Origin of the sequence: Cellulophaga sp. BC115SP (assembly GCF_009905545.1) — a bacterium.
GTDB classification, from domain to species: Bacteria; Bacteroidota; Bacteroidia; order Cytophagales; family Spirosomataceae; genus Flectobacillus; species Flectobacillus rivi.
The window spans coordinates 261,633-279,724 of sequence record NZ_JAAALB010000002.1; the positions used below are offsets into that span (position 1 = coordinate 261,633).

Below are 18,092 nucleotides of genomic sequence, written 5' to 3' on the forward strand. Positions count from 1 at the left end.
AAAAATGATTGCATATCAAACTTTTTTTAAACGAGGCTTGATATATTGGTGATAAAATTCTGGGTAGAATCTAAAAGCGTAAACAAATGGATGAAGCACATTTACTTTTAGTTCTTTATACAAAATTACTTGTCCGATGATAAAACCAATAAAACTGGACACTAAAGTTGCCCGAGCCGCCCCCATTACTCCTTGCGAACTAATCAAAAAGTAGTTCATCGCAATGTTTAAACAAGCCGAAAAAACTACTACAGAGAAGGTCAATTTGGTTTTGCCAATAGAATCGATAACGATACCAAATTGACGACCAAAAGGTACAAAAATGCAATACAACAAAGTAATCTTCAATAAAGGAATCGAGTCATCGTATTTTCCACCTGCAATAATATTGACGATTAAATCAGAAAATAGATAAAGAAATATAATCGCGGGAATCACCAAAGCCAAGATTGTTCCCACAGATTTTTCATACAAATATCGCACTCCATCTAAGCCTTCTTGTGCACGCTTGGCACTTTGTGGAAATACAATCGTAGCAATAGAATTGGTTGGTATCTCGATAAGATTTGTGATTCGTACCGCCACATTAAATGCCCCCGAAGCCACAGGAGAAAGCATAGCTCCAAGCATCATTTGGTCGATAGTCCCCGACAGAATAGAGCTTACCGATGTACCAAAGGTATATTTTCCAAAATGAAACAATTTACTAATCCACTCTTTGTGCAACTGTCTATCGAGTGTCAAGTGTTTTCTGGCGTAGCTGTATCCAATCAAAGTTGCTATCACAACTGCCACAATCTGAATATACACCAAATACGCTAAAGGAATCGTGAACTTTGTAATAAAACAAACCAGAATAAATAGAAACAAGACTGCTTGACGAATAAAGGTCGTAATAAAAACCCCATTAAACGCTAAATGCGCTTGCTCGACACTGTTAAAAATAGCCAATACACCCGAAAGCAAAAAGGTAATATTGTGCACATAAAACATTGGTTCCAGCTCAGGCGTATGCCACATTACACTGAGAAAATGTGAAAAAATCAAATTTAGCAATACACAAAAAACCGAAAGCGATGCGCTAATTGTTACCGAAGCCGTAATAATTGGGGTTTTCTCTTCAGGCTTTGCGCCTGACAAAAACTTCACCAAGGCATTTCCAATCAACCCATTTCGGATTACCTCCAAAATAGAGGTAGTCGTCATAAAGAGTGTCCAAGCGCCAAACTGGTTTTTATCCAAAACACGTACCAACATATAAAAGCCTCCAAAGCCAAAAAGTACATTAGTCAAACTTTGGAGAATATTCAAAAAGCCAGATTTTAGCCAATAGTTGTTTGCCATACGATTATGATTTTACGTAATGTTTTAGCACAAAGTCTCTCGCCTCTTCATTGGTTTTGGCATGATAAATCGTAGCTCCTGAAAGTTTAGGAAAAAGTGTTTTGAAACAACCAAAATGATGTTCTGGTCCTTTTTTTGACAAAATAATATTGGCTCCTTTAAAACAACTCGCCAAAGCGGCAGTACCTCCATGTATCGAGATAAACTTCTCACAATTGGCATATACAGATAGTTGGAAATGGTTGTAATTTCTGGCTTTAATTTTATTCTCTTTATACAAATCTTCCATCAAAACTACCTCAGGATGTGTTTCGGCTAGCCATTCGTAGTCATTGAGTTCGTAAATATCGCTGGTATCATTAGTGATATTCTGAGGGCGTGGGCGGTTATAAAGAATGGTATAGTCTTTTTTCAAATGACTAATCATAAAGTCCAAATCTTCGATACTATAAAAACTAATGGGTGCTCCTCCCCATTCCATATTATATCGATTTGCAATCATCAGCATCGGTTTGTCATAGACATAAACATCGTTCTTAAAATGCTCTTTATAAGGCACTTCAAGCCATTTGGTCATATCATAATCTTGACTGTACAATACTCTCGGTAACTCAAAGTTATAATTTCCTTCGTTGGTTCTTACATCAAAGACTTCTTCATGATGAGGCGAAAAGAAATACATTTCCTTGGTAAAAAGCGCTGCCTTGGTACTTTTCAAGGTACCATTTTTAAAATGCCAGTAGGCAAACGGAATCGTAAATTCTAGTTCAGGAGCAAACTCCCCCTGAAACTCAATTTCTTTGTAAGGTTTCTTGATTACATAGTCCCGAAAAATATACTTAAGTTGTGTTAGCTGACACCGATAAGTATGGCGGTAATAATAACGTACATCTGGTGTCATTCGTCCATGGCGGAGTAAGACAATCAGGCTCAGAAATTTGTTAAGGATTTTTTCAAACATAAGTACACGGGTTGAATCTATATACAAGAATAGTTAGGCTATGGCTTTTACCAGATAAACAGGTATATTCAAATAACCTCACCTATCAAGTATTATGCCGAAAGAGTAATTCCTTTTTTAAATATAGAAATTTAATGATAAAACAAAAGCAATATTTCTCATTTTTTATTCTTTACGCTTCAAATAGATACTTTCTTTGAAGGAATTTCTGCAAAAAGTATTCCAACATTAGTCGTCTCTGAGACAAACGCTTTTAAATCTCAACTTCAACCATAATTTAATTTCGAATCTACTAACTTTACGGTTTCTAGTGACAATCATCATCTCATTAGACCAACAATTAGCATTTAATATTCTTCATTTATGATACGATTCAACAAGCAAAAAATCTTTACACTAGCAACCTTATCCCTTTTAAGTCTCGCTACATTAGGGCAAAAAGCACAATTTGATTTAATTCCTTTGGGCGTAAAAGGTGGCACCGACGAAAGTAATATGTCATGCTATATGCTTGGTGCGAGTGGTTCTGAGCAATTTGTGGCATTAGACGCAGGAACGGTTTATGCAGGTTTGCAAAAAGCTGTGGAGAAAAAAACGTTTACTTTATCTGCTTCGCAGGTGATGCGAAAATACATCAAAGGTTATTTCATTTCTCACCCACACCTCGACCATGCTTCTGGACTCATTATCAACTCCCCTGGCGATACCGCAAAAAGTATTTATGCTACACAAAAGTGCATGACTATTATGCAAGAAAACTATTTCAATGATAAAACTTGGGTAAATTTTGGCGATGCGGGCGTTGGAGTGCTCTTGAAAAAATACCATTATGCAACTTTACCACTCGAAACAGAGGAAAAAATTGCAGGAACAGACATGACGGTAAAAGCTTTTTCATTAAGTCATATTGAGCCTTTTGAAAGTACAGCCTTTTTGATTAAACATCAAGATTCGTACGTATTGTATTTGGGAGACACAGGACCTGATGAATTAGAAAAAGCAGGAAAGTTGAAAAACCTTTGGAAAAACATAGCACCATTGATTAAAAACAAGCAATTGAAGGGCATTCTTATCGAGGTTTCTTTTCCCAACGAACAACCCAATCATTTGTTATTTGGTCACCTAACACCACAATGGTTGATGAAAGAAATGAGTGTTTTGGCAGACCTTGCTGGAAAAGAAAATATGAAAGGCTTAAATGTTGTTATCACGCATTTGAAACCCCCAGCTATAAACGAGCAAAAAATCATTGAACAGGTGAAAGCTCAAAATATATTAGGATTAAACATCATTTTTCCACAACAAGGAGAAAAAATTAAACTCTAAATCAAGATTTCAAATTGCATGAGATTAGTAGTGAACGAAGGATTATAAAACTATCTATTTCAGATATCAGATGTTGGATTTCGGAAGTGTAATCTTTTGTATTTCTTGAAATAAAGGTATTTTACTTTATTTCCGAAATCAGAAATCCTAAATCTGCAATACCTGGGAATACTTCGTCCTGTCCTAACTCTTGAATGGCTCCACAATCTGGTACCAAAAGCCCTACAGCCCCGACAGAGAAAAGCTTGATTATGATACTTTTGTAAGAAAATTAAAACCAACTATTCAATTATTATGAAAAATGTACTTTTAGGGTGTGCTTGTTTATCAATCATGTCTCTTTCTTCTGGATTCTCTTGCAAAACTAATGGAGGATTGGAACCTACTACAGAAAACGCTACCGCAGATACTCAACCAAAACTCAAATCTAATATCATTGTCAATGACAAGGATGTTATCTGGGGAATGGACTTTCTTCCTAATGGAGACTTACTTTTTACAGAGAAACAAGGTAAATTTTACCGCTATTCAGGTGGAAAAACTACTGAACTTTCAGGAGCTCCAACGGATGTATTTGTAAAAGGACAGGGTGGTTTATTGGACTTAAGAGTTCATCCAAAATATGCTCAAAATGGTTGGATTTATGCGACTTATGTAAGTAAAGGCACTGGTGATGGATCACAATTAAATTTGATTCGCTTCAAACTTAACGGTGATGCTATTACGGGTACTGAAAAGATTTTTACAACTCCTGCTACCAACACCATGTACAATCACTACGGTAGTCGCATTGAGTTTGACAATAAAGGATTTTTGTTTTTATCAATCGGAGAAGGTGGTGCAACTAGCTACGGTGGTGCCGAATCACCGAACATGAATGCGCAGAATGTGACGATTCCTTGGGGAAAAGTACACCGTATGACCGACGATGGTAAAGTGCCTAGCGACAACCCTATTTTAGAAGGAAACTCTGCTCCTTCTACGGTTTATTCGTATGGTCACCGCAACCCACAAGGTTTGGCTTTTAATCCAACTACACAAGAAATTTGGGAATCAGAACACGGTCCTCGTGGCGGTGATGAAGTAAACGTTATCCAAAAAGGTAAAAACTACGGTTGGCCTGTGGTTTCTTATGGTATCAACTACGACGGAAAAACGATTTCTAAAGCTCCTGCAAAAGAGGGTGTTACGCTTCCACAACATCAATACACTCCATCTATCGGAACTTGTGGTATCTCTTTTATTACAAGTGATAAATACAAAGGTTGGAAAGGAAGTTTGTTAGTTGGAGGTTTAGCATATCAATATTTGAGCCGTCTCGAAATTAAAGATGGCAAGGTGGTAAAAGAACAAAAACTATTGGAAAGCATCGGACGTGTACGTAACGTAAAACAAGGTCCAGATGGCTTGATTTATATTTCGGTAGAAGGTCCAGGAAGAATTATCCAGTTACTTCCAGAATAATTTCGTCACTAATTTAGTGAGTTGATATTGAGTAAATTAGTGATTATTCCCCTGAGATATAGTATAAAAAAATGCGTTCGAAAAGCTCTTTTCGAACGCATTTTTTTATATTATATGCTATGTCCGGCTCGGCTTAAGACACAAAGCATTGTGTCTCTACTCGTAAAATTCATTAAATTAAGCGTGACCCTCGGGTATTTAGCTACGCAAAATCACAATCCATTTTCAAATCAACACATCTTCAAATTTTCAAATTACTTCGGTGCAACTTCGCCCAAATAAAAACTTGGATGTGGAGGTTGATTATAACCAGAGTTTTGCCACGCAATTGCCACACGGTATTGGGCATCGTGCATCAAAGTAGGCATTTTGTAGGTCGTTGGAATGGTAGTAGTAAAAATTCGTAATGCCGAGCTATCATTTTTTTTCAACACAACTTCCTCACGCCAATCTCCAAACAAATCTCCTGAAACCGCTGGCGTAGCCTTTGTTCCATTGTTTGACGAACAACCCTCAGCAGTAAACAAGCGAACTAATTGTCCATTCTGGTAATCCCATTTATCTACATGATTACCGTCCAATAACTCACGAGTTAAGTCACCATCCCACCAAACAGCGAAGTTCATCGAACGAGGTCTGGTAGCACTAATTTGATTGCCTTTACAGTCATAAAGTCCTCCTACTGAGCCCCAAACTTCATATCCATAATGCGTTGGATCAATATCCGAAGCCATACAGCGTCCAACATCCTTTCCTTCTCCAGATACACCCCAAATAGGTTTTCCTGTCAATAGATCTCTAAACTCCATGCCATATTCTCCATACTTAGCGGGTTCTTCATGGCATTGCCAAAGCTCTAAGCCTTTTATGGTTGGATCCATATCCGAAACATGCAGCGCATCGCCATGACCCAAGCCATTAGCATAAAAACTTTTACCATTTGAGGCAATAACAGATGACCCACTAATCACCTCTTGCTTTCCATCTCCATCCAAATCGGCAATACTCATCTGATGATTTCCCATACTTCTGTGAGCTTCGTTTCCAGCATCGTTGGAGTCAAAATTCCAACGCATTTTGATTTTTCCTTTTTCAAAATCCCAAGCAGTTCTAACCAAACGAGTATAATAGCCCCGTCCTGTAATCAGGCTTGGATGTTTACCGTCCAAATATGCCACAGCAGAAATAAATCTATCCACTCGGTTGCCATACTTATCGCCCCAAGCTCCTACCTCTCCACGCTCAGGCGTGAATGGCACAGAATCAAGAATTTTTCCAGAAACTCCTTCAAAAACCGTCAAAAACTCAGGACCATCCAATACATATCCTGTTTCATTACGATAATCAGCCTTTGCATCTCCAATCACTTTTCCTATTGCATCTGTGGTTCCATCGGCAGTTTTACACGCAATTTCTGCCTTGCCATCACCATCAAAATCAAAAACCATAAACTGAGTATAATGGGCACCAGCTCTGATATTTTTACCTAAATCAACACGCCACAATTGCTTCCCGTCCATACGATATGCATCCAAATAGACATTGCCTGTATAGCCTTTTTGAGAATTATCCTTCGAGTTAGTTGGATCCCATTTCAGTACGATTTCATATTGCCCATCACCATCTAAATCTCCAACCGAACAATCCGATGCTGAATAGGTATAGGGTTTTCCGTCTGGAGTTGTACCTCCAGTAGGGATATTCAGTGGGATTTCAATAAAGTTTTGTGCTAATACTTTGGTAGAATAGGCTTTTTGTTCTTTGCCATTTAATACGGCTCTAACGCTGTATTCTTCAGATTCAACTCCGCTACTATCCACCCAGTTAGATATAGTTGAAATTGGGTTGGCATTCAGTTTTGTTTTGCCGCGATAAAGATTAAATGCAAGATTTTTGGCGTCAGTACCAAGGATTCTCCAACTCAAAAAAACAGATTTGGGATTAGTACGCACTGCGACCAACCCTCTGTCTAAATTTTCAAGTTGATATTGAGCCGTAATACCATGCGACATCAGTAACCCCATGGCAAAGGGTAATACTTTACTTACGATTTTTTTCATGAAATAAATCAGGTTTATTGGTAAAGAAATTAGTGAATATTAGTAGTAAAATTTTAGCTCAAACGGAAAATAAAACAACTAGACGTAGCATATTTCCCGCCTTGCATGGCAGTAAATAGATGGGTTGGCTTACCGTTTTGCATGAGTAATTGCGGGCGTTCAAATCTACCATATCGCTTAAGGTGCGAAGGTGCTGGTGGTTCGGTAATGTAGGCTTCAGCAGGGAGAAACGATACCGTAGGTTCGCTCCACTTTTTCCCATTTTTAGACTCCATAAATAAACCTACCTCATGGTTGTAATACCCCATATCACGGGTAAGCATTTTGAATTTCCCCTTTTCTAAATAAGTAAAAGCATCCTCAACTTGAGCATTATTACCTTTTCTCGAAAAATCCACAATAGGGTTTCCTTTATACTTTTGATAAGGACCCATAAGGTTTTTGGCTATCGCTAAACCGTACTTTCGATTTCCTCGAATAGCACCTTGGGCTTCTTGGTATTCTTTCGTATTCCAAGATTTGTAATACAACCAATATTCCCCATTGGGATGTTTGATAAAAGAGGGATTCGTAGTGCAATGGTCATCCCAAGCACCTTCAGCACCCGCTTCTAACAGCGGTTTGTCATAGCGAGTCCAAGGCCCGTCGAGACTTGGCGCTGTGGCAATACCAATACGCTTAGTGTCTGTTTTACCATTGGAATTACCCATGTAAAACAAACAATATTGATTATCAACAAATTGAATATGAGGATTATGACAAGTAGTAGCGTCCCAATATCCTTCGCCTCTTGGGGCAAGGATAGTACCTATCACTTGAAAAGGAGCAGTCGGTGAATCAGCAACAGCATGAGCGATTTCGGATTTGTGAATCCATCCACCCATTTTGTATTTTTCTGGCCATCTCGAAAAGAAAACATGTACTTTACCATCTGGAGCTATTATCGGCGAAGCACACCAAACGTAATATCCTTCTATTTCCAATCGACGACCAATTGGTTCAAGATGCTTAACAAAATCGGATAAAGGCAAAACCTTCGTTTTGGGTTTTCCAAAGCTAAATGTAGTCAATGGCAAGACTCCCAAAGAAGCCAAAAAGGTTCTTCTAGAAAGCATACTGTTTAGAGATAATATCAATTTTTAGATCAGGAAATGATTAGTGCTGAATTGAGAATTATGTCTTTGAGGTAAAATTGATATAGTGGCAACTCTTACAGTTGCGGCATTCAAAATGGCAATTACCTAATTCATGACTCATAATTCTGCACTAACTTACATTAACGTTATTCGGTAGAAATATCACTGTGTTTACAAGATTTCTTAGATCTCTAAACCAAATAAAACTAACGAATAACGCTATATAACCTAAAAGATTCAATTGGTATATTTCTACTAAGTAACGTCTTAATTAGAAGATTTTTTCAGAAAGTAAATATCATTTACTATTCCTTAGTCATGCTTCTGTGAACTTAATTTATCGACAGGATAGCCTTTTGCTTTACATCTGGCGATAATATCATCCAACTGTTTTTGTGGCATAGTCTTTTGACGACTCATGATAAACAAAAATTTGTACTCTGGATGTCCCACTACCACATAAGAATAATCTTCGGGGAGTTCGATAATCCAATAATCCACTCGATATGGCCATAAAAATTGTGCTTCGAGCTTAGCGTTATTGGTATTCGCAACAGGAAAAACTTTAGATTTTACTGAGTGGACTTCCTCATCATTCCCTTTTTTATAAGTGGTTACTACATCGAAATACCCTTTCGTATTGAGGGAATAATATCCAGTGGTTTCACGGGTATTGCGGTCAAACATGGTGGGTAAAGAGTAAAGTGAATACCAGACACCACAATAGCGTCTTAAATCAACTTTCTCGACCGTGGCATTCGGTACAAAATTGGTTTTCATCAAAAACAAAGTAAAGGCAAGTATGTATTTCATAAGTTTCTCGTTTGGGAAAAATACGAAAAACTTAGCCTTTTAGATTTTGAATTGCTTCAAACCTCTTATCATTTATCAATTTTTTAGAATATTTTTTACAGTACTAATCAAAAAACTCATTATGAAAATTAACTAAAAATACCTCATGTGTAGCACGTGTAATGCCCGTATACAACCATCGTACAAAATCCTCATTGATTTGTTCGTCAGTCAAATAGCCTTGTTCTACAAACACAGCATTCCACTGACCACCTTGCGATTTATGGCAAGTGAGTGCATAGGCAAACTTTACTTGTAGTGCATTGAGATAGGGGTCTTTACGAATTTCGGCAATACGGTCTTTTTTGTTGGTAATATGCTCATAATCCAAGGCTACAGAGTCGTAAAGCGCTTTACTTTCATCTTTGTTCAAAGAAGGATTATTGGAATACAAGGTACTTAACAATACTTTCGCTTCAATTTCGGGATGGTCTTCATAATCGAGCAAACGCAAGTAAAGCGTTGCAAAGCGAAAACCGTGCATTTCTTCTACGCCTCGGATTTTCATAACCTCTACAAAATCGCCATTGGCCAAAAATCCCGCTGGGGAGTCATCTCCCAACCAGTGATAATTATTTCTTACAATCATCAACAAGTCTCCTACTGAAAGCTCATCATCCAAGGCAAAAATTTGTTGGCGAATATAGCGGTTGTAGAGAACAGCAGTTTTATTGGAACGAGTCAGAATAATCGTGTTTTCACGACCAAATTTACGATAGGCATAGTTCAGTCCGTCTTCCAGCTTTTCACCAGTCATTTTATAAAAATCTCTAAATCCTTTAGTTACAAAAGAGATTTTTGGTTTGTTGGTACTAAGCGTACTACGCAATTGGGTAGCATTATACAAAATTCCTGATTCAGCATCCTGACGCATTACCTCGGTAAGTTCTTGCTCCAAAACACCCAAGTGAAACTGTCCTTCCATATAAACTTTTTCCAGCGCAGGCGACATAAACTTTCCTACGGGCGGTAACTGTGCGGTATCCCCAACAAAAATAATTTTGTTCCCATTATAATCTAACTCTGGGTGCGTAAACACATATTCCATTAAATCGGTGAGCAAACCCGCAGTGCCAAACTCGGCATCATCCGAAATCATTGAGGATTCATCGATGATAAAAATGGTATTGGTGGCGTAATTATTTTGACGCTGAAACTCTAAGCTACCTGTATATTGGTTGGCAACTTGGCGATAAATCTTCTTGTGAATCGTTAAGGCAGTCTTTTTCGAATAATTGGACATTACCTTTGCGGCACGACCTGTTGGTGCCAACAAAACAGATTTATAACCAAATTTGGGCAATACCTTAATTATTGTCGAAATCACCGTGGTTTTCCCTGTACCTGCATATCCTTTTAGCAAAAAACATAAAGGACCAAAATCATCAGTATTGAGGATAAACTTTTCCATTTTCTGAAAAAGCTCAACCTGCCCTACCGTTGGTTCAAAGGGGAATTTTTGTCTTAATAAAAACGAAGGTGTTTTTTGTTCTTCTGCCACGGCAATTATTGAATGAGTTGTGAGGGAGTAATTGAGTAAATTGTGATGTTAAAGCGCTAAAGAATGATTGCATCTTGATATGATAAATCTCTGAAAGTATTGATTAAACAGACTTTCTCAAAATGTTTCAGGTCTTCAATCTTTATCGCTTTTTCTTTTATTTGATGCGTATCCAACAAATATTGTCGTTTTGTTCCTTTTAATAATGGAGTATTAGGCGTAAACCACTGTTTTCCATCCCAGAATGCCAAGTTCGCGATAGTAGCATCTGAAATCCATCCATTCTGAGTAATGATCAACTCATCCGCTTCAGAGTTGTCTTGTAGTAGTTGTGTAAAAACACTTCTTTCAAGCCATTTGATAGCATAATCGATAGGAGGCGCTTCTACTACTTTTATTTTCTGAATATTTTTCCACTGGTATGGAATAAACTGTATCTCCTCTATTTCTTGTTGATACACTACTCTACAACGTACAATACCGCTCTGATGTTCTGATGGGATCATCAGCATTGACGCTAAATCTATGACGTTTTTGCACTGCCAAAGTTGCTTTCGGGCGGCGTTCATGCGTGCTTGATGGTAAGATAATTGTAAAATCTTTCCATCTTGTATCTGTATGGTTTCTAAAATTCTCATATTCTTCTGTAAATTTAAACTACTTTTTTTAAATAGATATTCCAGATTTTGCATAAATAATTGATTCAAAAATGAAAACCTTAGATGATTTGCTAGTCTTGGGCGACCCTCGACTTTATGAGATATGTCAAGAAGTGACAAAAGAAGAATTACCCTTCGTAAAAGAATGGGTTGAAGACCTACATAATGTCATGAAGGAAATCCGAGAAAAGTACAATTTTGGTAGAGCTATTGCGGCGCCACAATTAGGCATTATGAAAAGGGTAATTTATATGAATATTGACAAACCCGTAGTTTTTATCAACCCTGTGTTAGAAAATCTCAGTGAAGAACAATTTGAACTCTGGGATGACTGCATGAGTTTCCCTCGTTTGTTAGTAAAAGTAATGCGACATAAAAGTCTCACGATTCGTTATTTAGACGAAAATTGGCAGGAGCAAATTTGGGATATGCAAGGTGATTTATCAGAACTGCTCCAGCATGAATATGATCATTTAGATGGTATTTTATGTACGATGAGGGCTATCGATAACAAGTCTTTTAAATGGAGATAAATATGAGTGCTGAATTGTGAGTTTTGAGTGTATTTTTTTGATTACTAATGTTTTATCTCATAATTTATCCAACTTAATTCTGCAAGATTATTTGAGTATTAATGCAAAATAAAATTGCATTAATATGCTGTAAGCTATAAGCCGTAGGCATTAGGTAAAAATTGTATTCATGATTTTGTTAGAAATACTTTTTGCCTATGGCATATAGCTTAATGCCTATTGCGGGTAAAATTATTTTAATTTTGCCCACTAACTTAAGTAATCGTGGTAAATTGTGAGTTGGCCTTGCCCAAAATGTTAAATTCACATTCAGATAACTTTTGACATGACTTTCGATGAAATATATTCTTTCCTTTCCCATTTTTAATCAAAACACTCAAAACTTCAAGGCACTGTTGGCACTGGCTTGGGGCTTTTTCCCTTTTATTACAGCCTTACTTTTTGTCGATTCTCCTTGGTTTGCCCAAAATATATTTGACGGCAGATATCTAGCTGATATACTGACACTTGGTTATTTTGGATTACTTTTCAAACACAGCGATGCTCATTTGCGAAAGTTACTTTTCGTTATGATTTTTTTGTCCTATTTAGGGGAATTAATTTTCTGCAATGGCGCAGGAATGTATGATTATCGTACGCCTTATGTACCTTTTTATGTGCCATTTGGTCATAGCATCGTATATGCCACAGGTTATATCTTCGCACACACATCATGGGCTGCTCGTTATGACAAGGTATTAAGACCTATTTTCATTGTATTTTATGCACTAGTATTTGTAGCGGTTGGTTATGGTTGGAACGACCATTTTTCATTGCTATTTGGTCTGTTATTTTTTGTATTGGTCAGACGAAAAAGATGGCAGAATGTGTATTTTTTCATTGGAATAGCGGTTTTTACGACTGAACTCATTGGTACATATTACAACTGTTGGATTTGGCGTCCCTACACTTATGGAGGATTAGCTACAGCCAACCCTCCTTTGGGAGCAGTATTTTTTTATGGTGGCGGAGATGTACTTTTGGATAAAATTGTTTGGTATTATGAACGAAGAATACAGCCTGTATTAACCTAAAATCGCTGATTTTCGATAGTTCTGAAAGTCAGATTGATTCTTGGTTTTTTGACTTTTTTAGAAGGCGGTAATCGGTGTAACCAAAATGTTTGAGTGGTATCTTTCATCACCAACAAGCTTCCATGTTCTAATAGCATTTCCACTTTCTGGGCTGTATGTTTATGTTTGAAAGCAAATTTTCGTTCAGCCCCAAAGGTGATTGAACCAATAGCACCATTTTTTTTCAAATCAATTTCATCGTCGCTATGCCAAGCCATGCCTTCATCACCAGTATGATAGAGGTTGAGTAAACATGAATTAAAAGTTTCGCCAGTGGCCGTTTCAATTCTATTCTTTAGCATCAATAATCCTGGTGTCCAAGGCAACGCTTCCTTGGTAACTTTAGAATACGTATAGCGAAAAGGACTATCGCCATACCAAGCGACTTTACGTTTGGTAATGATTTTTTTGCCAAACATCATCGCCTCATCATTTCTCCAATCAATAGTAGTCCAAAGCTCTTCGAAGAATCGATTGGCTTCTTCTTCTGAAAAAAGTTTACCATAGTAGTTGACAACACCATCTTGTGGAAGCCAATTGACCTGAGAATCAAACTCATCATATAAAAAAAGACTCATATATTTTGTTAGTTTTATAAAGCAAATTTTATGAATTATCTCTATCCATCCTACCCAAATATTGCTGAATATACTTCTACAAATACCTAATTGTAAGTATTTAAAGAAAATACATAATTTCTTGACTAAGTAGTGAAAAAAATTTGCATCTAATTATCTTTAAGCCTAAATTTATATCCAATAAGATATTGCTTTCAGGCATCAGTTTGACGAGATTTGTAAAGAATTCAAAAGATAACTGAGGAATTTTCGCCATAAAATTTAAAACCTGTAACATTTCATTATTTTTCAACAGCTACATCATTTGAATTCCACTCAATTTTTTCTTGCCAAAATTTTAATTAGCTACTTTTCTTCTTCTTGCAAATTAATAGGATAAAATCTTTTAGAGGTATCGCCATTATCTTCTAATCGAGTTTATGTATTGAAAAGAAAACCATAACATCATTTTATCACTGTACTTCTCGCCTAGGTACTTCTTAAATTGTCCGTTTTTAGAATATTTTAAAACCTTGTTTTTGACATTATTAAACATTCACCTTAGGCAATTAAAATGAAAAGCATTGTTTCGAGCTTCTATTTTCAAATTAGTTGCTTTCAAACACTTATGTATTAAATGGTTTATCTAAAAAAAAGTGATAGTTTTTCGATCTCGCCAACACTCGAACCTAAAGAAAACAATGGACGCGAGTACGTCTTTGTAAAACAAAATAACTTATATGTTAAGATGCCATATAAGAATTTAGTTTTTGCAAAAAGCTCAGGCAACTACGTAGAATTAATGACCAGTGGTCAGAAAAGGTACATTCTAAAAACAAGTATTCAACACATAGAAAACTCCTTAAATTATGACAGGATTATACGCATTCATCGCTCTTATTTAATCAACATCGACCATCTGATAGAGTTTAGTACTCAGGAAGTTACACTGAGTAATGGGTGTATTTTGCCCATAGGAAAACACTATCAAGATAACTTTATTAGCCTTGTACTAAACTGTACAGTACTAATGTAAACCTTATTTTAAACTATTTTGATTTGATACTTTTCCTATTTAAACACACGATATATACTTGACAAGTTAGAACTCATGAAAGCCGAACTATTAAACCTAGCTTTTCTCACAGCGATTGTTTTCGTTGTGAGTGTAATTATTGGTATGCTCTACTACTTTAAGATGAAAAGTAGAACCACTGTCAAAAATCAATGCCCCTGTTGTCATCAAAATTATGGACAGCGGATTCAAACCCCTTTTGTTTATGATGCCTTTCGTACAATATTAAGCATCCCTGTAAAAACCTATAAGTGTTTATCTTGTGACTCCATTTTTTTTGTAAAGTAAATATTAACGTATTGTCAACAGGGTTAGAGATTGGGCTACAGGGTTATGCCCTGCTATAGGATGTTAGCGCTTTGGATTCGATTTTTATTGGTCATAACTTGGGGTAATAATCAAACCCAAATTTTATGAAATCAATATCTCAATTTTCTATTTACTGTTTTTTAACATTTATCATCTCTCTTTCAAATGTGTTAGCTCAGGCTCCTAAAAAAACCTCAGGCAATCCCATTTTTGAAGGCTGGTATGCCGACCCCGAAGCGGTCATTTTGAATAAAGAATATTGGATTTTTCCAACATTTTCGGCTAAATACAAAGACCAAATATTCTTTGATGCCTTTTCGTCCAAAGATTTAGTCAATTGGAAAAAACATTCTCGAATCTTGGACACTACTGCCATAAAATGGGCCAAAATGGCAATGTGGGCACCATCAATTGTACAAAAAGGCAAGCAGTATTTCTTATTTTTTTCAGCAAATGATATTCAAAGCTCCGAACGTAAGGGCTTTGGCGCAAACAATCCAGACAAAGATGATAAGGTGGGAGGAATAGGTATTGCCATAGCCTCTAAACCCGAAGGTCCTTATAAAGACTATCTTGGGAAACCTCTTATCAATCAATTTTACAATAAAGCACAACCTATTGACCAAGCAGTTTTTCAGGATAAAGACGGACAATATTATATTATTTATGGAGGTTGGGGACACTGTAATATTGCCAAACTCAAACCTGATTTTACGGGTTTAATGCCTTTAGAAAACGGGGAAATGGTCAAAGAAATCACACCAAAAGGCTACGTGGAAGGACCAATTATGTTTATCCGTAAGGGCAAATATTATTTGATGTGGTCGGAAGGTGGTTGGACTAATGGTACTTACAAAGTAGCCTATGGGGTGGCAGATTCAGTTTGGGGACCATTTGAAAAGAAATCCACTATTTTAGTGGCAGACGAAAAGGTTGCAACAGGCGCAGGACATCATTCCGTAATTAATTCTCCTAAATCTGATGATTGGTACATTGTTTATCACCGTCGCCCTATTCCTAATCTCGACCGTGACCATCGTGTAGTATGTGTCGATCATCTGTATTTTAAAGAAGACGGTACCATTAAAGATGTTAAGATGACTTTCGAAGGTGTTGAACCCAATAAGTTGAAATAGGGAATTATTTGACGATTTGGAAATAAAATAGCATTACTCCAAATAATTAGGAGTAATGCTATGAATTATGTCCTATTAAATAAGATGTCATTTCACACAAATTAGATACCCTTTGCCTAATGCCTGATCCCTATTGCCTAAAGTTCTGCAACCTATCTCGCACCTCCATAAGTGCGTAACCCAATAGATTTTCGCCTTCCCACTCCATCGGATTTTCTACGTCTGGGTGGTCAGAAGCCATGCCTATTCCCCAAATAGAATCTACAGGACTTGCTTCTACAATAACCCTATTTTGGGTGGTTAATAAAAACTCCTTTAAAGCTATATCTTGAGAAAATTTATGAAAATTACCTTCAACAACAATATTAAATTTGTGAGTATCCCAAATCCTTGAATCAAAGTTTTTTACCGAGCGTCCAAGTTTTTTGGCTTCTGCTGGACTCCTCACTTTTAGGATTTTTTCAGCTGTAAATTCATCCTGAAAAAGTCTGGCTTTATGTACCATCATCCAATGCTCGGCTGTTACAAAAACTTCTCTGTCGACTTCAAATGGTGATTGCCACCACTGACTAAAACAGGACTTAGAAAGGCTACCATCTTTTGTAGACTGATGCCCCCAGAAAAATAGATATTTAATTGGCTCTCCGTAATTGTACTTTTCACAGAGCCATTGTTGATTGTATTTCATAGATATTATTTTGGTTAGAAAATCAAAAATAGTAAAATTTCAGGAAAAGAATAAACAAAAAAGAGGATAGACTATCTCTCGAATCTATCCTCTTGCTAAAATATTTGATGTTGTAATGAGTTTTTTCCAAACATATTTGAAAAAGGTCTCTCTAAATTCAACGTTTATATTACTGCATTACCGCAGCATATATACCAGAAGTGGCATCTTGTTTAAACGATTTTGTAATCCAGCCTCCGCCAACAACATCTTCTCCTTCATAGAACACCGCCGCTTGACCAGGCGCAATACCTGATACAGGCTGATGGAAATCTACTCTAATTTTTTCTCCTTCTTGAATAATTTTAGCTGGTGTTCCTTGATCTTTATAACGAACTTTCGTGATAGTTTCTAACGTATCAGGGATAGAGGCATACTTCGACAAGTTCAATTGTCCAACCCACATACCATCACGCTCCAAATCTTTATCACGTCCCAATACCACCTCATTAGTTTCTTTACGAATCTCCGTTACAAAAGCTGGATAGCCTAGGGCAATACCCAAACCTTTGCGTTGACCGATGGTATAAAATGGATAACCTTCGTGTTTTCCTAGAACTTTACCAGTGGTATCTACAAAGTTTCCGCCACGCACTTGATCTTCCAAACCTTCTACTCGGCGTTTCAAGAAGCCACGATAGTCATTGTCTGGCACAAAACAGATTTCATAACTTTCAGATTTGTTGACCAAATCCATAAAGCCACGTTCTTTTGCCATTTCTCTGATGGTATTTTTGGTCAAATGCCCCAAAGGTAACTTAGTGCGAGAAAGACTTTCTTGCGAAACACCCCACAAAACATAACTTTGATCTTTCCAAGTATCAACACCTTTAGAAATCACAAAACGTGAGTTTTCTTCACGAATATTGGCATAATGTCCTGTTGCAATAAACTCGCAATCAAGCTTATCGGCACGGCGCAAAAGCGCATCCCACTTGATGTGCGTATTACACATTACACAAGGGTTTGGCGTACGTCCTTCCAAGTATTCACCTGTAAAGTGGTTGATTACATAATCTCCAAACTCCTCTCTAATATCGAGAATATAATGTGGGAAACCCAACTCTACAGCAATGTTGCGAGCATCGTTGATGGAATCTAACGAGCAACAACCTGTTTCTTTTTTGGTTCCCCCAGACGAGGCATAATCCCATGTTTTCATGGTCATACCAACTACTTCGTAACCTTGCTCGTGAAGCATTACTGCTGCCACCGAACTGTCGATACCGCCACTCATGGCGACTAAAATTCTTCCGTGCTTACTCATGTTTTCGGCGAGGATTCAAAGTCCTCCGTTGTTTTTAAATATGATTTTGAATAATGGACAGAACAACGTTGTA

General features: G+C 37.0%; 16 protein-coding genes. 6 read left to right on the top strand and 10 right to left on the bottom strand.

All coding sequences use genetic code 11. From position 1 onward, the window contains the following. Nucleotides 1-15 precede the first annotated feature (15 nt). Together GVN22_RS02565 and GVN22_RS02570 are read right to left on the bottom strand one after the other, a co-directional pair. Nucleotides 16-1,344 carry a flippase gene (locus tag GVN22_RS02565; protein WP_166549507.1) on the bottom strand — a complete coding sequence of 443 codons (1,329 nt, stop codon included), beginning with the start codon at nucleotides 1,342-1,344 and terminating at the stop codon, nucleotides 16-18. A gap of 4 nt (nucleotides 1,345-1,348) precedes the next feature. Next, on the bottom strand, nucleotides 1,349-2,305 hold the full coding sequence (locus GVN22_RS02570; protein ID WP_205690761.1) for a hypothetical protein: 957 nt from the start codon (nucleotides 2,303-2,305) through the stop codon (nucleotides 1,349-1,351). 363 nt (nucleotides 2,306-2,668) lie between these two features. Between GVN22_RS02570 and GVN22_RS02575 the strand changes: the two genes are divergently transcribed. Continuing rightward, complete coding sequence (locus GVN22_RS02575; protein WP_166549508.1) at nucleotides 2,669-3,631, top strand: MBL fold metallo-hydrolase; 963 nt, start codon at nucleotides 2,669-2,671, stop codon at nucleotides 3,629-3,631. 294 nt (nucleotides 3,632-3,925) lie between these two features. Further along, nucleotides 3,926-5,095, top strand: coding sequence for a PQQ-dependent sugar dehydrogenase (locus tag GVN22_RS02580; protein ID WP_166549509.1), 1,170 nt, complete (start codon nucleotides 3,926-3,928; stop codon nucleotides 5,093-5,095). 254 nt (nucleotides 5,096-5,349) lie between these two features. Here the strand turns inward: GVN22_RS02580 and GVN22_RS02585 are convergent, their stop codons facing one another. The 5 genes from GVN22_RS02585 to GVN22_RS02605 form a co-directional block, all read right to left on the bottom strand. After that, on the bottom strand, nucleotides 5,350-7,155 hold the full coding sequence (locus GVN22_RS02585) for a rhamnogalacturonan lyase (protein WP_166549510.1): 1,806 nt from the start codon (nucleotides 7,153-7,155) through the stop codon (nucleotides 5,350-5,352). A 53-nt stretch (nucleotides 7,156-7,208) separates the two neighbouring features. Further along, entirely contained in the window at nucleotides 7,209-8,270 is a 1,062-nt protein-coding gene (locus GVN22_RS02590) for a glycoside hydrolase family protein (protein WP_166549511.1), read from the bottom strand. A gap of 333 nt (nucleotides 8,271-8,603) precedes the next feature. Next, complete coding sequence (locus GVN22_RS02595) at nucleotides 8,604-9,104, bottom strand: lipocalin family protein (RefSeq protein WP_166549512.1); 501 nt, start codon at nucleotides 9,102-9,104, stop codon at nucleotides 8,604-8,606. Nucleotides 9,105-9,207: 103 nt separating this feature from the next. After that, the gene (locus GVN22_RS02600; RefSeq protein ID WP_166549513.1) at nucleotides 9,208-10,644 is read right to left on the bottom strand and encodes an AAA family ATPase; all 1,437 of its coding nucleotides are present in this window, start codon (nucleotides 10,642-10,644) and stop codon (nucleotides 9,208-9,210) included. A 56-nt stretch (nucleotides 10,645-10,700) separates the two neighbouring features. Next, the gene (locus GVN22_RS02605; protein ID WP_166549514.1) at nucleotides 10,701-11,282 is read right to left on the bottom strand and encodes an aminotransferase class IV; all 582 of its coding nucleotides are present in this window, start codon (nucleotides 11,280-11,282) and stop codon (nucleotides 10,701-10,703) included. 71 nt (nucleotides 11,283-11,353) lie between these two features. Between GVN22_RS02605 and GVN22_RS02610 the strand changes: the two genes are divergently transcribed. Together GVN22_RS02610 and GVN22_RS02615 are read left to right on the top strand one after the other, a co-directional pair. Next, nucleotides 11,354-11,836: a peptide deformylase gene (locus GVN22_RS02610; RefSeq protein ID WP_166549515.1), complete on the top strand. Its 483-nt coding sequence runs from the start codon at nucleotides 11,354-11,356 to the stop codon at nucleotides 11,834-11,836. A gap of 335 nt (nucleotides 11,837-12,171) precedes the next feature. Then, nucleotides 12,172-12,909, top strand: coding sequence for a hypothetical protein (locus GVN22_RS02615; protein WP_166549516.1), 738 nt, complete (start codon nucleotides 12,172-12,174; stop codon nucleotides 12,907-12,909). On the opposite strand, the gene GVN22_RS02620 is transcribed toward GVN22_RS02615, so the two are convergent. After that, the gene (locus GVN22_RS02620) at nucleotides 12,906-13,526 is read right to left on the bottom strand and encodes an alpha-ketoglutarate-dependent dioxygenase AlkB (protein ID WP_166549517.1); all 621 of its coding nucleotides are present in this window, start codon (nucleotides 13,524-13,526) and stop codon (nucleotides 12,906-12,908) included. The genes GVN22_RS02615 and GVN22_RS02620 overlap by 4 nt on opposite strands. A gap of 727 nt (nucleotides 13,527-14,253) precedes the next feature. Here GVN22_RS02620 and GVN22_RS28370 point away from each other — a divergent pair. Further along, nucleotides 14,254-14,541: a LytTR family DNA-binding domain-containing protein gene (locus GVN22_RS28370; protein ID WP_166549518.1), complete on the top strand. Its 288-nt coding sequence runs from the start codon at nucleotides 14,254-14,256 to the stop codon at nucleotides 14,539-14,541. Between the two features lie 452 nt (nucleotides 14,542-14,993). Then, nucleotides 14,994-16,025 (top strand): glycoside hydrolase family 43 protein, encoded by a 1,032-nt coding sequence (locus GVN22_RS02630; RefSeq protein WP_166549519.1) that lies wholly within the window; start codon nucleotides 14,994-14,996, stop codon nucleotides 16,023-16,025. A gap of 130 nt (nucleotides 16,026-16,155) precedes the next feature. On the opposite strand, the gene GVN22_RS02635 is transcribed toward GVN22_RS02630, so the two are convergent. Beyond that, complete coding sequence (locus GVN22_RS02635; protein ID WP_166549520.1) at nucleotides 16,156-16,713, bottom strand: NADAR family protein; 558 nt, start codon at nucleotides 16,711-16,713, stop codon at nucleotides 16,156-16,158. A 169-nt stretch (nucleotides 16,714-16,882) separates the two neighbouring features. Continuing rightward, complete coding sequence (gene mnmA / locus GVN22_RS02640; RefSeq protein WP_166549521.1) at nucleotides 16,883-18,019, bottom strand: tRNA 2-thiouridine(34) synthase MnmA; 1,137 nt, start codon at nucleotides 18,017-18,019, stop codon at nucleotides 16,883-16,885. Nucleotides 18,020-18,092 lie beyond the last annotated feature (73 nt).

What these genes read in the sequence shown, in the direction of transcription:
- GVN22_RS28370 (WP_166549518.1), top strand. Translation starts at nt 14,254, where the DNA reads ATGCCATATAAGAATTTAGTTTTTGCAAAAAGCTCAGGCAACTACGTA.
- GVN22_RS02575 (WP_166549508.1), top strand. Translation starts at nt 2,669, where the DNA reads ATGATACGATTCAACAAGCAAAAAATCTTTACACTAGCAACCTTATCC.
- GVN22_RS02605 (WP_166549514.1), bottom strand. Translation starts at nt 11,282, where the DNA reads ATGAGAATTTTAGAAACCATACAGATACAAGATGGAAAGATTTTACAA.
- GVN22_RS02570 (WP_205690761.1), bottom strand. Translation starts at nt 2,305, where the DNA reads ATGTTTGAAAAAATCCTTAACAAATTTCTGAGCCTGATTGTCTTACTC.
- GVN22_RS02610 (WP_166549515.1), top strand. Translation starts at nt 11,354, where the DNA reads ATGAAAACCTTAGATGATTTGCTAGTCTTGGGCGACCCTCGACTTTAT.
- GVN22_RS02590 (WP_166549511.1), bottom strand. Translation starts at nt 8,270, where the DNA reads ATGCTTTCTAGAAGAACCTTTTTGGCTTCTTTGGGAGTCTTGCCATTG.
- GVN22_RS02615 (WP_166549516.1), top strand. Translation starts at nt 12,172, where the DNA reads ATGAAATATATTCTTTCCTTTCCCATTTTTAATCAAAACACTCAAAAC.
- GVN22_RS02565 (WP_166549507.1), bottom strand. Translation starts at nt 1,344, where the DNA reads ATGGCAAACAACTATTGGCTAAAATCTGGCTTTTTGAATATTCTCCAA.
- GVN22_RS02635 (WP_166549520.1), bottom strand. Translation starts at nt 16,713, where the DNA reads ATGAAATACAATCAACAATGGCTCTGTGAAAAGTACAATTACGGAGAG.
- GVN22_RS02630 (WP_166549519.1), top strand. Translation starts at nt 14,994, where the DNA reads ATGAAATCAATATCTCAATTTTCTATTTACTGTTTTTTAACATTTATC.
- GVN22_RS02595 (WP_166549512.1), bottom strand. Translation starts at nt 9,104, where the DNA reads ATGAAATACATACTTGCCTTTACTTTGTTTTTGATGAAAACCAATTTT.
- GVN22_RS02620 (WP_166549517.1), bottom strand. Translation starts at nt 13,526, where the DNA reads ATGAGTCTTTTTTTATATGATGAGTTTGATTCTCAGGTCAATTGGCTT.
- mnmA (WP_166549521.1), bottom strand. Translation starts at nt 18,019, where the DNA reads ATGAGTAAGCACGGAAGAATTTTAGTCGCCATGAGTGGCGGTATCGAC.
- GVN22_RS02585 (WP_166549510.1), bottom strand. Translation starts at nt 7,155, where the DNA reads ATGAAAAAAATCGTAAGTAAAGTATTACCCTTTGCCATGGGGTTACTG.
- GVN22_RS02580 (WP_166549509.1), top strand. Translation starts at nt 3,926, where the DNA reads ATGAAAAATGTACTTTTAGGGTGTGCTTGTTTATCAATCATGTCTCTT.